Genomic DNA, 13,678 nt, shown 5'->3' with positions numbered 1-13,678 from the left:
GTGGCCGGTACCGGCGTGCCCGCGAGCGGCCGGAGGACCAGCGACAGGAGCGGCGTGAGCGCACGACTGCGGGCGACGGCCCGCGAGACCCAGGAGATCGTTGCCCGGGGCGGGTATCACGCCCCGTCCGGAATCTGGCGCGATCTGTCCGGTCAGCTGGCTCTCGCCCGCGAGGGAACCCGGCTCCACGGACCCGGACCGGTCCCCGTCCCGGACACCCCGCGCGCCACCACCGCCGTCACCGCCGTCACCGTCACCGGGGAGTCCACCACCACCGCCGTCCTGCGACTGGCGGCCGAGGAGGGCGGCCCGGTCGCCGCGCTCAACTTCGCCTCCGCCCGCAACCCCGGCGGCGGCTACCTCAACGGCGCCCAGGCCCAGGAGGAGGCGGTCTGCCGCGCCTCCGCCCTCTACGACTGCCTGCTGCGCGCCCCCGCCTACTACGCCCACCACCGCGAGCACCGGGACGCCCTCTACTCCGACCGGGTCATCTTCGCGCCCGGCGTGCCGGTCTTCCGCGACGACCGGGGCGCCCTGCTGGAGACCCCGCGCACCGCGGGTTTCCTCACCAGCCCAGCCCCCAACGCGGGCGTCCTGCGCCGCACCGACCCCGCCCGGGCGGAGGCCGAGGTGGGGCCCGCGCTCGCCCGCCGGGCCGAGCGCGTCCTGGAGGTGGCCGCCGCCCAGGGGGTGCGCAGGCTGGTGCTGGGCGCCTGGGGCTGCGGCGTCTTCCGGAACGACCCGGCCGAGGTGGCCGGCGCCTTCCGGCGGCTGCTCACCGCACCCGGCGCGCGGTTCGGGGCCACCTTCGACACGGTGGTCTTCGCGGTCCTGGACCGGTCGAAGGCCGGCACCACCCGGTCCGCCTTCGAGAGGACCTTCGCCCCGGAGGGGCCCTGACCGGGCCGCTCCGGGGCCCCGACGGTTCCTCGGGGCTACTTCCAGCCGTACCGCTCGCGCAGCCGCAGCACCACCAGGTTGAAGCGGCCCCGGTCCAGCGCGCACGCCTCGCGCCGCATCCCCGCCTCGTGGACCCGCAGCACCCGGTCGACCGCGACCCACGACGGGCGCTCCTCGCGGTCCCAGGGGCCGGTGCCGATCGCCACGAAGTCGTTGTCGCCGCGCCGGTCCTTGCTGGTCAGCTGGACGGCCAGCAGCGTGCCCGCCCGCTCCCGCGCCACCACCAGCACCGGCCGGTCCTTGCCCCGGCCGTCGTTCTCCTCGTACGGGACCCAGGTCCAGACGATCTCCCCGGGATCGGGGTCGCCGTCCGTCTCGGGCGCGTACTCGGTCCGTACCGCGCCGACGCGGCGCGGGTCGGCCTCGACCGTCGCCGTGGCGCCTTCGCGGCCGGGGGAGGGGGAAAGGGGCTGGTCACCGGTGTCGATAGTCACCCGCGCCACGGTAGGCCCCGCCGCCCGCAACCCGTCCACCGGGTACGGGTGTTCACCGGACCGCCACCTCGGAGCCGCCACAGGCCGCCGGACACGGCGAAGGCGGGGCCGTACCGGCACGGCGGTACGGCCCCGCCTTCGAGGGCCTGGCGGACAGCAGGGGCGGCTGGTCAGCCCTGCGCGTCCGGCTGGTCGCCCTTGCCCTCGGCGGCCTGTGCCTCGGCCACCGACTTGTGGACCTCCTGCATGTCCAGGGCGCGGGCCTGGCCGATGACGTCCTCCAGGGCCTCCGCGGGGAGCGCGCCGGGCTGAGCGAAGACCGCCACCCGGTCGCGGACGATCATCAGGGTCGGGATCGACTGGATGCCGAAGGCGGCGGCCAGCTCCTGCTGCGCCTCGGTGTCGACCTTGCCGAAGACCAGGTCAGGGTGGGTTTCCGAAGCCGCTTCGTAGACCGGTGCGAACGAACGGCACGGACCGCACCAGGACGCCCAGAAGTCGATGAGGACGAACTCGTTGTCCATCACCGTCTGGTCGAAGTTCTCCTTGGTGAGTTCCACAGTGCTCATGAGGTCGTACCTTCCTGCTGACTGCTGAACCGCCTCGCACAACGGCGCGAGCGGCGCTTGTATTCCGTATCCGGGTGCCGCTACCCGTGTGGCCACGGCGCACACCCCCCGTCACACTGGCGCCATGACGCATGCCCGAACGGACGACACGCCCGCCCCCGCGCAGACCCCTGACCACACCTACGACGTGGTCGTCATCGGCGCCGGACCGGTGGGCGAGAACGTCGCCGACCGCGCCCGGGCCGCCGGCCTGAGCGCCGCGATCGTCGAGAGCGAGCTGGTCGGCGGCGAATGCTCGTACTGGGCGTGCATGCCCAGCAAGGCCCTGCTCCGCCCGGTGCTCGCCCAGGCCGACGCCCGCAGACTGCCCGGACTGGAGCGGATGACGGCGGGCCCGCTCGACACCCGTGCCGTCCTCGACCGCCGGGACAGCTTCGCCTCGGACTGGAAGGACGACGGCCAGGTGGAATGGGTCGACTCCACCGGCACCGACCTGTACCGCGGCCACGGCCGCCTCGCCGGGCAACGCCGGGTCACCGTGACCGGCGCCGACGGCCGGGTCACCACCCTCGCCGCCCGGCACGCCGTCGCCCTGTGCACCGGCACCCGGGCCGCCCTCCCCGATCTGCCCGGCATGGCCGCCGCCCGCCCCTGGACCAGCCGCGAGGCCACCAGCGCCGAGGAGGTGCCCGGGCGGCTCGCCGTCGTCGGCGGCGGGGTGGTCGGCGCCGAGATGGCCACCGCCTGGCAGGGCCTGGGCGCGCGGGTCACCCTGCTGGTCCGGGGCGAGGGGCTGCTCGCCGGGATGGAGCCGTTCGCCGGCGAACTGGTCGCCGAGAGCCTGCGCGCCGCCGGGGCCGACGTCCGCACCGGCGTCTCCGTCACGGCCCTGGACCGCGACGCCTCCGGCGTCACCCTCACCCTCGACGACGGCTCCACCCTCCAGGCGGACGAGGTTCTCTTCGCCACCGGCCGCACACCCCGCACCGGCGACCTCGGCCTCGACACGGTGGGCCTGACCCCCGGCGACTGGCTCACCGTCGACGACACCCTCAGGGTCACCGGCAGCGACTGGCTCTACGCGGTCGGCGACTGCAACCACCGCGCCCTCCTCACCCACCAGGGCAAGTACCAGGCCCGCGTCGCCGGCGCGGCCATCGCCGCCCGCGCCCAGGACCGCCCCCTGGACACCGGCGCCTGGGGCGCCCACAGCGCCACCGCCGACCACGCCGCCGTCCCGCAGGTGGTCTTCACCGACCCCGAGGCAGCCTCGGTCGGCCTCACCCTCGCCCAGGCCGAAGCAGCGGGCCACCGCGTCCGCGCCGTCGACCAGGACCTCGCCGCCGTCGCCGGCGCCGCCCTCTTCCGCGACGACTACCGAGGCCGCGCCCGCATGATCGTCGACCTAGACCGCGACATCCTCCTCGGCGTCACCTTCGTCGGCCCCGGCACCGCCGAACTCCTCCACTCCGCCACCATCGCGGTCGCCGGGCAGGTCCCGATCGCCCGCCTGTGGCACGCGGTCCCGCCGTATCCGACGATCAGTGAGGTGTGGCTGCGGCTGCTGGAGGCGTACCGGGGGTGAGAACGCCGCGTCCCCTGTCGCCGCCCACCGGGCGGTGACAGGGGACGCGGCGTCGGCCGGGGTCAGCCGGTGAACGCGCTGATCGCCTCCACCAGGGACCAGATCGCCAGGCCCGCCATGCAGAGCCCGCCGATCCGCTGGACGGTCTTGAGGGGGACGCGCTGGGCGATGAAGCGGCCGGCCAGGAGTGCAAGCGCTGAGACCGACATGAGGGCGGCGGCGGCGCCGATGGCGGTGGACAGGGTGCCGTTGGTGGCCGCCAGATTGGCGGTGGTGATCTGCGTCAGGTCGCCCCACTCGCTGATGAAGACGGCCATGAACGCCGTGGTGTAAACGGGCCAGAAGCCGGTGACGGTCTTGGCGGCGCCCTCCTCGTCCTCGTCGTCGTCCCCGCCGCGCAGCAGCATGAAGGCGCCGAAGGCGAAGAGCAGGGCGGAGACCAGGCGCACGATCCAGTCGGGCAGCAGTCCGATGAGGCTGCCCGCGCCGACCGCGATGGCCACATGGACCAGGAAGGCGGTGGAGGTGCCGAACCAGACGTAGAGCGGGCGCATCCGGGTGCCCATGGCGAGCGAGGCGAACATCGTCTTGTCCGGCAGCTCGGCGAGGAAGATCAGCCCGAAGGCGGTGACGAGCGCCAGGGGGTCGAGACTCATTCCGGGGGCTTTCTGTACGGGGCCGGGCCCCGGATCGTCCCCGTGAGGCCCCGCAGGACCAGCGACGGGAGGACCGCTCGGCCCGGCACGACGGACCGCACCCGCTCTGCTGCGGGCACGGCTTCATGCCTTGGCCGAAGGTCTCGTCCACCGCCCGCCTCTCACGGCGTGCGGCCCGGCGGCCGGGCAGTCCGCGGTGGCGGACGGCCAGTATGTCGACCGGCGGTGTTGCGGGACTACTCCCCTTCGCTGTGCTCCACGGTACCCCACCCGTGCAGCGGCCCGGAAGCGGCCGTCTCAGGCCGGGATGCCCCGCCCGAAGAGGGTGTCCATCTTCTCCCGGAACTCGTGCCGGCGCTGCTTGCGGTGGTCGTGGCGGGCCCGGCGCACGGCCTCCTCCGCCGCCCGCTCCGCGGACTCGACCTCCGCCCGTACCTCCTCCACCGGTACGGCCACCACCGTGCCGCCGAGCCGTCCGGCGAGATCGTCGGCGGCGGCGGGGGAGTAGCCCGGGGCCTCCACCAGGAGCAGGTTCTTGCCGTCGTCCACGTTCTTGCTGAGTACCGTCAAGGCGTCGTGGGTGTGCTCGGCCTCCTCGGTGTCGGCGGTCGCCCCGGCCACGGTGCCCAGGCCCCACCCGAAGAGCACCCCGATCGGGCCGCCGAGGATGCCGACCAGCGCGCCGATGGCGCCGCCGGTCAGGGCCGCCGTCCCCGCCCGCGGCTCGTAGTCCTCCGGCACCGAGAGGACGCCGTCCGCGCTGCGCTCGATGATGGCCGCCCGGGTGACCTCGGGCACGGCCTTGATCTCGGAGAAGGCGCGGTAGGCGGCGCTGGGGTCGGTGAAGGTGAAGAAGAGGACGTTGTCCGAGGGCGGGGTCATGGAAGGCTCCGATCCGGTGCGACTGCGGGACCCGTCCGGCGGACCCGGCCGCCGGGGGCGCGGCGAGCGCCACGGCCATCCAAGCTGAACCGGGCGAACGCCGCATCCGGGACACCGTCCGCCGGGTGGCGGGCGGTCCGGGTCAGGCCGGGCGCAGGGCGACGCCCGCCTCCGGGGAGTCCAGGGAGAAGGTCAGCGTCTCCTGGAGGTAGAGCCGTACGGTCTCCGCGTCGTGGTCGAGGTAGCCGATCGAGAGGTCCTGGCCCAGATAGAGGGAGAAGTCCCCGCCGCGCAGGGAGACGACGGCGCCGCCCTCGATGCCGGGCGCCCAGATGATCTGCCCCACTCCCAGCAGCCGCGCCAGGTGGCTCAGGACCGGGTAGCCGTGGTCGGAGGTCTCGTTGACCGCCGTGTACGCGGTGGCGCCGAGCAGCAGGGCGTACGGTCCCGCCACGCCCGCCAGCCGCAGGGCGGTCAGGGCCTGGCTGACGAGGTCCGGGTAATCGGTGACGGCCTCCGGCAGGTGCAGCTCGGGGTGGGAGCTGCCGCCGCGGATGCCGGTGACCGAGGCGTCCGGCCAGCCCTCGAAGACGGCCCGGTCCTCGGCCATGGCCACCGCCCGGGCGGCGTCCTTCGCCGGGTCCCAGTCGGAGTCCCGCGAGCCGCGCTCCACGTCGTCGATGTCCTGCCGCTGCAGCGTGAACGGGCGGCGCAGCTCGATCAGCGGCAGCGAGGCGTGCAGCCGGGCGCGCAGTCCGTCGCCGGGCGAGGTGATCTCGGTGAGGTGGCCCGTGGTGACGGCGGCCCGGTCCGGGCCGGTGGGCCCGTCGACGTCCACCACGCGCCGCCCGGCCAGGTGCTCCTTGAAGGTGCGGCGCACCTCGTCCTCGATCTCGGCCCAGGCGGCGGCGGAGACCGGCGCCAGGTCGCGGTGCAGGTTGTTCATGACGTCCTCCGGGGGTTGAGGCTGCCGATCCGCAGTGAGGTGTCGGCCGGCGCGGGGGCGGGCACCGTCTCGCGGGCGGGCGCGGCGGCCTCGTCCCGCTCCGCGTCCGGGGCCTCGGCGGCGGACGCCCCGGGCGCGGGCGGCGGGTCGTCCAGGAAGCCGGCGTCGGGCACGAAGTACTGGGAGCCGGTGACGGCGGTCGAGAAGTCGAGGATGCGGTCGTGCCGGGCCTCGTCGGTGCCCAGGAACATGTTCCGCAGCATCTGCTCGGTGACGGCGATGTCGGCGGAGTAGCCGATGAAGTAGGTGCCGAAGGCGTTCTCGCCGAGCGTGCCGAAGGGCATGTTGAGCCGCCTGATCTGCCGCTCCGTCCCGTCCGGCTCGGTGATGGTGTTGAGCGCGACGTGCGAGTCGGCGGGCTTCACGTCGTCGGGCAGCTCGATGTCCTCCAGCTTGGTACGGCCGATCACCCGCTCCTGCTCCTCGACCGGCAGCGCGTTCCAGGTGGAGAGGTCGTGCAGGTACTTCTGCACGACGACGTGGCTGCCGCCCTGGAACTCCGGGTCCTCGTCGCCGACCACCACCGCGGTGAGCGCGGCGTTGCCCTCCGGGTTCTCGGTGCCGTCGACGAAGCCCATCAGGTCGCGCTCGTCGAAGTACTTGAAGCCGTGCACCTCGTCGGCGACGGTCACGGCGCTCCGCAGCCGGTCCATCAGCCGGGCGGCCAGCTCGAAGCAGAGGTCGGCCCGGCGGGCGCGGATGTGGAACAGCACGTCGCCCGGGGTGGACGGGGCGGTGTGGCGCGGCCCGCGCAGTTCCTTGAAGGGGTGGAGCCCGGCCGGGCGCGGCCCGGTGAACAGGCGCCCCCAGGCGTCCGAACCGATCCCCGCCACACAGGTCAGGCCGGCGTCCGGCACCCGGAAGCCCACGGAGCGGCGGAGCGCCGACACGTCCTGGAGGAGGTCGTACACCGTCTCCTCCCCGCCCGGGTCGATGGTCAGCACCAGGAAGATGGCGCTCTCCGTGATCGGGGTGAGGACGGCCTGCGGCTCGGGCGGCGGGCTGGAGTACGGGGACGGTGCGCTCATGAGGGGGCGACTCCCGGGGCGGTGGCGGCGACGGCCCGGACGGGCGTCCGGTCGGCCCACGCTATCTGGGGCCGCCCCCGGTGACCGTGCGTGCCGCTCACCATCCTCGGCAGCACGGCGCCCGCACGCGGGCCGGGCGCGGCCGAACGGGGGTCCGTCCGTACCGCGCCCGGCGCCGGTGGTGCCCGGTCAGCGTGCCGCGGCGCTCGGGCCCAGCTCCGCGAAGTCGCCGCTCATCGCGGCGGCCATCCGCAGGTAGGGGCGGGCCTCGTCGTTCCGGCCCTGCCGCTCCAGGGTCCGGCCGAGCAGCAGCGTCGCGTAACTCTCGACCGGGTCGGCCGCCAGCAGGGTGCGCAGCTCCCGCTCCGCCCGGTCCCAGCGGTCCGCGGGCGTCCCGAACTCGAAGTAGGTCTCGGTCACGCTCTTCCCTCCTGCCGTACGACTGCGGGCCGTACTCCGCTCCCGGCGCCGTTGCCGGGGAGTGCGCCCACTCCCGACAACAGCGGCGGTTGGTTGAACATTCCACCACCTTCGCGGGCCGGTGCCGGATGCGCCGCCCGCCCGCCCGCGAGACGCTGAGGAACGGACCCGTACCGGAGGGAGCCGCCGTGGACCCCGAACACGCGCTGGACCGGATCGCCTTCCTCCTGGAGCGCGCCCAGGAACCCACCTACCGGGTCCGCGCCTTCCGTACCGCCTCCGCCGTCCTGCGCGAGCACGGGCCCGACGAGATCCGCGACCGGGCGGCCGACGGCACGCTGGAGAAGCTCAAGGGGATCGGCCCGAAGACCGGGAAAGTCATCCGCGAGGCCCTCGACGGCCGGACCCCCGCCTACCTCCGGAGCCTGGAGGAGGAGGCCGCGAAGGCACCCCTCGCCGAGGGCGGAGACGCCCTGTACGCCGCGCTGCGCGGCGACTGCCACCTGCACTCCGACTGGTCCGACGGCGGCAGCTCCATCGAGGAGATGGGCCGCGCGGCCATCGCACTCGGCCACGAGTGGGCCGTCCTCACCGACCATTCCCCCCGCCTCACCGTCGCCCACGGGCTGACCGCCGGCCGGCTGCGCCGTCAGCTCGACACGGTGGCCGCCCTCAACGCGGAATGGGCGCCCTTCCGCCTGCTCGCCGGCATCGAGTGCGACATCCTCGAGGACGGCACCCTCGACCAGGAGCCGGAGCTGCTGGACCGCCTCGACCTGGTCGTCGCCTCCGTCCACTCCAAGCTGCGGATGGACGCCCCCGCCATGACCCGGCGCCTGCTCGCCGCCGTCAGCAATCCGCACACCGACGTCCTCGGCCACTGCACCGGCCGCCTCATCACCGGCCGCACCCGCCCGGAGTCCGCCTTCGACGCGGAGGCCGTCTTCGCCGCCTGCGCCGAGTCCGGCACCGCCGTCGAGATCAACAGCCGCCCCGAACGCCTAGACCCCCCGCTCCGCCTGATCCGCGCCGCCCTCGACGCCGGCGCCCTCTTCGCCGTCGACACCGACGCCCACGCCCCCGGGCAGCTCACCTGGCAGCGCCTGGGCTGCGCCCGCGCCGAGGAGTGCGGCGTACCGGCGGAGGACGTCATCACGACCTGGACCGCCGACGAACTGCTGGAGTGGGCCGGGCAGAGCTGACGGGCACGGCCCGGCAGCCCTCGGCGGCCCCCGCGACGCGGCCCCTGTTCCGCCGGACGGGCGGCGTTCCCGCTCCCGGGCTCCTCCAATGGAGGGACCCGCCGACCGTGCCCCGCCCGGACGGGGCACTGATCCCCAACGGGCGGCGGGGCCACCCCCCGCCCTCCGCGTTCCCCGGCCCGTCGCGGGAGCGTCCAGCAGCGAGCCGGAGGAGAGGACCGCAGTGGGCCGCACCGAAGACCCCACGGCCACCGCCGCTCCGGACGGCCCCCACACCACCCGCGCCGGCCCCGGCGGGGCACACCCCGGACCGCACCCCCAGGTCGCCGCCGCCGACCGCGACATCAACGGCACCGTGGGCGCCCTGCTCCACACCCTCCTCGCCGAGCGCCTGAGCGAGGCGTGCGCCACCGACCCCGTCTCCGGGCGGGACATCGCCGAGCGGATCGCGCGGTTCACCTCGCTCGGCGGGCGCCGGCTGCGGCCCGCCCTGCTCTGGTGGGCGCTGCGGGCCTGCGCGCTGCCCGACGGCGACCGGGCGCGGGCCGCGCTCCGGGTGGGTGCCGCCGTCGAACTCCTCCAGACCTGCGCCCTCGTCCACGACGACGTCATGGACAGCTCACGGCTGCGCCGGGGCCGCCCCGCCCTGCACGTCTCCCTCGCCGACCAGTACGGGGCGGCCGGCACCGACCTGTTCGCGGGGGCGGCGGCCGTGCTCGCCGGCGACCTGGCCCTCGCCTGGGCGGAGGACACCCTCGCCGAGACCGAACTCCCCGACCCGGTACGGCGCCGGGTGCGAGCGGTGTGGCGGGTGATGCGCGGCGAGATGGTCGCGGGCCAGTACCTCGACCTGCACGGCCAGGTCACCGCCGACCGCTCGGCCCTGCTCGCGCTGCGCACCGCCCGGCTCAAGAGCGCCCAGTACTCCGCCTCCCGGCCGCTGGAGCTCGGCGCCGTCCTCGCCGGGGCCGAGCCCGCGCTCACCCGGCGCCTCGCCGAGGCCGGCGCCCCCGCCGGGCTCGCCTTCCAGCTCCGCGACGACCTGCTGGGCGTCTTCGGCGACCCGTCCCGCACCGGGAAACCGGCCGGCGACGACATCCGCGAGGGCAAACCCACCCTCCTCGTCGCCCTCGCCCACGCCCGGGCCACCGCGCGGGGCCGCCTCGCCGACGTGGCCGTCCTGGAGGCGGCGCTCGGCGACCCCGCCCTCACCCCGGCCGGCCTCGACGCCGTACGCGAGGTCCTGGAGTCCACCGGCGCCCGCGCCGCCGTCGAGGAGCGCATCGGCCGGATGGCCTGCCGCGCCCTGGCCCGCCTGGACGCCCTGCCGCTCGACCCGGTGGCGGGGGAGCGGCTGCGCGGACTGCTCCGGCTCGCCGCCGGCACCACCCCGGAGCCCGGCCACACGCCCCACCACCCCGAGCGAGAGGCAGGGCATGCGGACACTGCACGGCCCCACTGACCACGTAGTCGTCGTCGGCGCCGGGCTCGCGGGCCTGTCGGCCGCCCTGCACCTGCTCGGCGCCGGCCGCCGCGTCACCCTCGTCGAACGCGAGGCCCTGCCCGGCGGCCGGGCGGGCCGCACCGACCTCGGCGGCTACCAGGTCGACACCGGGCCGACCGTCCTGACCATGCCGCACCTGGTCGAGGAGGCGTTCGCCGCCGTCGGCACCCGCCTCGCCGACCACCTCCACCTCACCGAACTCCACCCCGCCTACCGCGCCCACTTCGCCGACGGCAGCCGCCTCGACGTCCACACCCGGCCCGAGCCGATGGAGGAGGAGATCCGCCGCTTCGCCTCCGCTGGCGAGGCGGCCGGGTACCGGCGGCTGCGCACCTGGCTGGAACGGCTCTACGCCCTCCAGATGCGCCGCTTCATCGACGCCAACTTCGACTCACCGCTCGCCCTGCTCACCCCCGACCTCGCCCGCCTCGCCGCCCTCGGCGGCTTCGGCCGGATGGACGCCCAGGTCGGCCGGTTCATCCGCGACGAACGGCTCCGCCGCGTCTTCACCTTCCAGGCGCTCTACGCGGGCGTCCCCCCGGCCCGCGCGCTGGCCGCCTACGCGGTCATCGCCTACATGGACACCATGGCCGGCGTCCACTTCCCGCGCGGCGGCATGCACGCCCTGCCCCGCGCCATGGCCGAGGCCGCCACCGGGGCGGGCGCCGAGATCCACTACGGCCACACCGTCCAGGCCCTGGAGCGCACCGGCGAGCGGATCACCGCCGTCCGCACCGACCGCGCCCGCATCCCCTGCGACGCCGTCGTCCTCACCCCCGACCTGCCCACCGCCTACCGCCTGCTCGGCCGCACCCCGCGCCGCGCCGTCCCGCTGCGGCACTCCCCGTCGGCGGTGATCCTGCACGCCGGGACCGACCGCACCTGGCCCGGCCTCGGCCACCACACCCTCTCCTTCGGCCGCGCCTGGCACACCACGTTCGACGAACTCACCCGCCACGGACGCCCGATGAGCGACCCCTCACTGCTCATCACCCGGCCCACCGCCACCGACCCCTCCCTCGCCCCCGCCGGACGCCACCTCCACTACGTCCTCGCCCCCTGCCCCAACACCGACATCGGCCCCGGCACCCAGGAGTGGACCGCGCTCGCCCCCGGCTACCGCGACCACCTCCTGCGCGTCCTGGACTCCCGCGGCCTGCCCGGCATCGGCGCCGCCATCGAGGCCGAAGCCCTGGTCACCCCCGTCGACTGGGCCGCGCAGGGGCACGCCGCCGGCACCCCCTTCTCCGCCGCCCACACCTTCGCCCAGACCGGCCCGTTCCGCCCCCGCAACCTGGTGCGCGGCACCGCGAACGCCGTCCTGGCGGGCTGCGGCACCACCCCCGGCGTCGGCGTTCCCACCGTGCTGATCTCCGGCCGGCTCGCCGCCGCCCGCGTCACCGGCCTCCCCGGCGGCACACCCCGGCCCCGCCGCACCGCCCCCGCCGCCGCGACCGCCGGAGGCGGAGCATGAGCGCCCGCGAACTCGACGCCGCCCAGATCACCGACCCCGCCCTGCGCGCCGCCTACCGCACCTGCCGCACCCTCAACGCCCGCCACGGCAGGACGTACTTCCTCGCCACCCGGCTGCTCCCCGTCGAACGCCGCCCGGCCGTGCACAGCCTCTACGGCTTCGCCCGCCACGCCGACGACATCGTCGACGACCTCGGCACCTCGGCCACCACCGGGGAACGCGCCGCCGCCCTCGACCGCCTGGACCGGCGCCTGGCCGCCGGACTGCGCACGGGCACCAGCGACGAGCCGGTGGTCCACGCCCTCGCCGACACCGTCCGCCGCTACGCCATCGACCACCGGCACTTCCACGACTTCATGGCCTCGATGCGCAGCGACCTCACCGTCACCGACTACCCGGACCTCGCCGCGCTGAGCCGCTACACGCACGGCTCCGCCGCCGTCATCGGCCTCCAGATGCTGCCCGTCCTCGGCACCGTCGTCCCCCGCGAGGAGGCCGCCCCCTACGCCGCCGGCCTCGGCGTCGCCTTCCAGCTCACCAACTTCCTCCGCGACGTCGGCGAGGACCTCGACCGGGGCCGGATCTACCTCCCCGCCGACCTCCTCGCCGCCCACGGCGTCGACCGCGCCCTGCTGTGCTGGAGCCGCGCCACCGGCCACCGCGACGCGCGCATCACCCGCGCCCTGCGCGAGGCCGCCGCCGTCACCCGCGAGATCTACCACCGGGCCGCCCCCGGCATCGCCCTGCTCGACCCCGTCGCCCGCCCCTGCATCCGCACCGCCCACATCCTCTACGGCTCCATCCTCGACGCGGTCGCCGCCGACGGCTACGCCGCCGTCCACCGCCGGGCCGTGGTGCCCCGCCGTCGCCGCGCCGCCGTCGCCGCCGACGGCCTCGCCCGCCTCGCCGCCGCCCGTCGCCGCCACCGCCGCGCACCCGCCCCGAAGGTGGAGGCATGAGCCCCCTCCCGCTCCGGCTGCGCCGCGACCCCGTGCCCTGGGACCTGATGCGGCCCACCTGGCGCGAGGCCCGGCCGCCGCTGATCGCCGCCGCCCTCGCCCGCGCCCAGGCCGCCGCCAGCGGCAACTGGTACGTCATCGGCGCCTCCCGCGACCTGCCCCCGGGCGGTGGACGCCCCCTCGGCCGCACCGTCGCCGGTGTCGAGGTGGTCGCCTGGCGCACCGCCGACGGCATCCTCGTCGCGGGCCCGGGCGCCTGCCCGCACCTCGGCGCGCCCCTGCGCGACAGCCCGGTACAGTGCGGCACCCTGGTCTGCCGCTGGCACGGACTGCCCCTGGACGGCGCCCCGTTCGCCGGCTGGCACCCCTACCCCGCGTACGACGACGGCGTACTGCTCTGGGTGCGGCTGGACGAGGCGGGCGGTGAGGCTCCGCTGGACCGGCCGGTGCTCCCGGCCCGCCCCGACCCCCGTACCGCCGTCGACGCCGTCTACACCGCCGTCGGCCGGTGCGAGCCCGAGGACGTCGTCGCCAACCGGCTCGACCCGTGGCACGGGGCCTGGCTCCACCCGTACTCCTTCGTGGACCTGCGCGTCCTCGACGTGCCCGGTGCCGATGCCGCCGCCCCCGACGAGGGGTTCACCGTGGAGGTCTCCTTCAAGGTGGCGGGCCGCGCCGTCGTCCCCGTCCAGGCCGTCTTCACCGCGCCCGAACCCCGCACGGTCGTCATGCACATCACCCAGGGGGAGGGCGTCGGCTCGGTCGTCGAGACCCACGCGACCCCGCTCACCCCCGACGCGACGGGCCGCCCCCGCACGGCCGTCGTGGAGGCCGTCATCGCCGCCTCCACCCGCCCCGGCTTCACCGCAGCCCGCCTCGCCGCCCCTCTCCTCCGCCCCTTCATGCGCGCCACCGCCGCCCGCCTGTGGCGCGACGACCTCGCCTACGCGGAACGCCGTTGGGCGCTCAGGGCGGCGGGACGGTTCCCGGGCTGAGGCG

The 13,678-nt window shown here is 75.7% G+C and carries 14 protein-coding genes; 7 read left to right on the top strand and 7 right to left on the bottom strand.

Annotated features, from left to right (window positions below):
- Positions 1-54: 54 nt before the first annotated feature.
- The gene (locus IF45_RS0102285) at positions 55-900 is read left to right on the top strand and encodes a TIGR02452 family protein (RefSeq protein WP_030305170.1); all 846 of its coding nucleotides are present in this window, start codon (positions 55-57) and stop codon (positions 898-900) included.
- A 35-nt stretch (positions 901-935) separates the two neighbouring features.
- On the opposite strand, the gene IF45_RS0102280 is transcribed toward IF45_RS0102285, so the two are convergent.
- Together IF45_RS0102280 and trxA are read right to left on the bottom strand one after the other, a co-directional pair.
- The gene (locus tag IF45_RS0102280; RefSeq protein ID WP_051720661.1) at positions 936-1,394 is read right to left on the bottom strand and encodes a type II toxin-antitoxin system PemK/MazF family toxin; all 459 of its coding nucleotides are present in this window, start codon (positions 1,392-1,394) and stop codon (positions 936-938) included.
- A gap of 170 nt (positions 1,395-1,564) precedes the next feature.
- Entirely contained in the window at positions 1,565-1,963 is a 399-nt protein-coding gene (trxA, locus tag IF45_RS0102275; protein ID WP_008405183.1) for a thioredoxin, read from the bottom strand.
- A 124-nt stretch (positions 1,964-2,087) separates the two neighbouring features.
- On the opposite strand from trxA, the gene IF45_RS0102270 reads away from it, so the two are divergent.
- A complete protein-coding gene (locus IF45_RS0102270; protein WP_030305165.1) occupies positions 2,088-3,548 on the top strand; it encodes a dihydrolipoyl dehydrogenase family protein in 1,461 nt (486 codons plus the stop codon).
- Between the two features lie 62 nt (positions 3,549-3,610).
- Here IF45_RS0102270 and IF45_RS0102265 read toward each other — a convergent pair whose 3' ends face one another.
- From IF45_RS0102265 to IF45_RS31205, 5 genes are all read right to left on the bottom strand, one after another.
- The gene (locus tag IF45_RS0102265; RefSeq protein WP_003946712.1) at positions 3,611-4,204 is read right to left on the bottom strand and encodes a TMEM165/GDT1 family protein; all 594 of its coding nucleotides are present in this window, start codon (positions 4,202-4,204) and stop codon (positions 3,611-3,613) included.
- 297 nt (positions 4,205-4,501) lie between these two features.
- A complete protein-coding gene (locus tag IF45_RS0102260) occupies positions 4,502-5,086 on the bottom strand; it encodes a hypothetical protein (protein WP_003946711.1) in 585 nt (194 codons plus the stop codon).
- A 142-nt stretch (positions 5,087-5,228) separates the two neighbouring features.
- Positions 5,229-6,032 (bottom strand): family 1 encapsulin nanocompartment shell protein, encoded by an 804-nt coding sequence (locus IF45_RS0102255; RefSeq protein WP_030305163.1) that lies wholly within the window; start codon positions 6,030-6,032, stop codon positions 5,229-5,231.
- On the bottom strand, positions 6,029-7,120 hold the full coding sequence (locus IF45_RS0102250) for a Dyp-type peroxidase (protein ID WP_008405174.1): 1,092 nt from the start codon (positions 7,118-7,120) through the stop codon (positions 6,029-6,031). Before IF45_RS0102250 ends, IF45_RS0102255 begins: the two co-directional genes overlap by 4 nt.
- Positions 7,121-7,309: 189 nt before the next feature.
- Positions 7,310-7,540: a tetratricopeptide repeat protein gene (locus IF45_RS31205; RefSeq protein WP_078842829.1), complete on the bottom strand. Its 231-nt coding sequence runs from the start codon at positions 7,538-7,540 to the stop codon at positions 7,310-7,312.
- A gap of 188 nt (positions 7,541-7,728) precedes the next feature.
- Between IF45_RS31205 and IF45_RS0102240 the strand changes: the two genes are divergently transcribed.
- The 5 genes from IF45_RS0102240 (at position 7,729) to IF45_RS0102220 (ending at position 13,674) form a co-directional block, all read left to right on the top strand.
- The gene (locus IF45_RS0102240; RefSeq protein WP_030305160.1) at positions 7,729-8,742 is read left to right on the top strand and encodes a PHP domain-containing protein; all 1,014 of its coding nucleotides are present in this window, start codon (positions 7,729-7,731) and stop codon (positions 8,740-8,742) included.
- 223 nt (positions 8,743-8,965) lie between these two features.
- Positions 8,966-10,204: a polyprenyl synthetase family protein gene (locus IF45_RS0102235; protein WP_015508271.1), complete on the top strand. Its 1,239-nt coding sequence runs from the start codon at positions 8,966-8,968 to the stop codon at positions 10,202-10,204.
- On the top strand, positions 10,179-11,720 hold the full coding sequence (gene crtI / locus IF45_RS0102230) for a phytoene desaturase family protein (RefSeq protein WP_030305157.1): 1,542 nt from the start codon (positions 10,179-10,181) through the stop codon (positions 11,718-11,720). The genes IF45_RS0102235 and crtI overlap by 26 nt, the downstream gene beginning before the upstream one ends.
- Entirely contained in the window at positions 11,717-12,679 is a 963-nt protein-coding gene (locus IF45_RS0102225) for a phytoene/squalene synthase family protein (RefSeq protein WP_030305155.1), read from the top strand. Before crtI ends, IF45_RS0102225 begins: the two co-directional genes overlap by 4 nt.
- Positions 12,676-13,674: a DUF5914 domain-containing protein gene (locus tag IF45_RS0102220; RefSeq protein WP_030305153.1), complete on the top strand. Its 999-nt coding sequence runs from the start codon at positions 12,676-12,678 to the stop codon at positions 13,672-13,674. The genes IF45_RS0102225 and IF45_RS0102220 overlap by 4 nt, the downstream gene beginning before the upstream one ends.
- Positions 13,675-13,678: the final 4 nt, after the last annotated feature.

This window comes from Streptomyces albidoflavus (assembly GCF_000719955.1).
GTDB lineage: Bacteria > Actinomycetota > Actinomycetes > Streptomycetales > Streptomycetaceae > Streptomyces > Streptomyces albidoflavus.
The sequence above is the reverse complement of the archived record's forward strand: the minus strand, read 5'-3'. Positions and strand labels throughout refer to the sequence as shown.

Bases quoted from the DNA above. Each gene is read 5' to 3' on its own strand.
- trxA (WP_008405183.1), bottom strand. From the start codon at position 1,963: ATGAGCACTGTGGAACTCACCAAGGAGAACTTCGACCAGACGGTGATG.
- IF45_RS0102270 (WP_030305165.1), top strand. From the start codon at position 2,088: ATGACGCATGCCCGAACGGACGACACGCCCGCCCCCGCGCAGACCCCT.
- IF45_RS0102265 (WP_003946712.1), bottom strand. From the start codon at position 4,204: ATGAGTCTCGACCCCCTGGCGCTCGTCACCGCCTTCGGGCTGATCTTC.
- IF45_RS0102260 (WP_003946711.1), bottom strand. From the start codon at position 5,086: ATGACCCCGCCCTCGGACAACGTCCTCTTCTTCACCTTCACCGACCCC.
- IF45_RS0102255 (WP_030305163.1), bottom strand. From the start codon at position 6,032: ATGAACAACCTGCACCGCGACCTGGCGCCGGTCTCCGCCGCCGCCTGG.
- IF45_RS0102250 (WP_008405174.1), bottom strand. From the start codon at position 7,120: ATGAGCGCACCGTCCCCGTACTCCAGCCCGCCGCCCGAGCCGCAGGCC.
- crtI (WP_030305157.1), top strand. From the start codon at position 10,179: ATGCGGACACTGCACGGCCCCACTGACCACGTAGTCGTCGTCGGCGCC.
- IF45_RS0102225 (WP_030305155.1), top strand. From the start codon at position 11,717: ATGAGCGCCCGCGAACTCGACGCCGCCCAGATCACCGACCCCGCCCTG.
- IF45_RS0102220 (WP_030305153.1), top strand. From the start codon at position 12,676: ATGAGCCCCCTCCCGCTCCGGCTGCGCCGCGACCCCGTGCCCTGGGAC.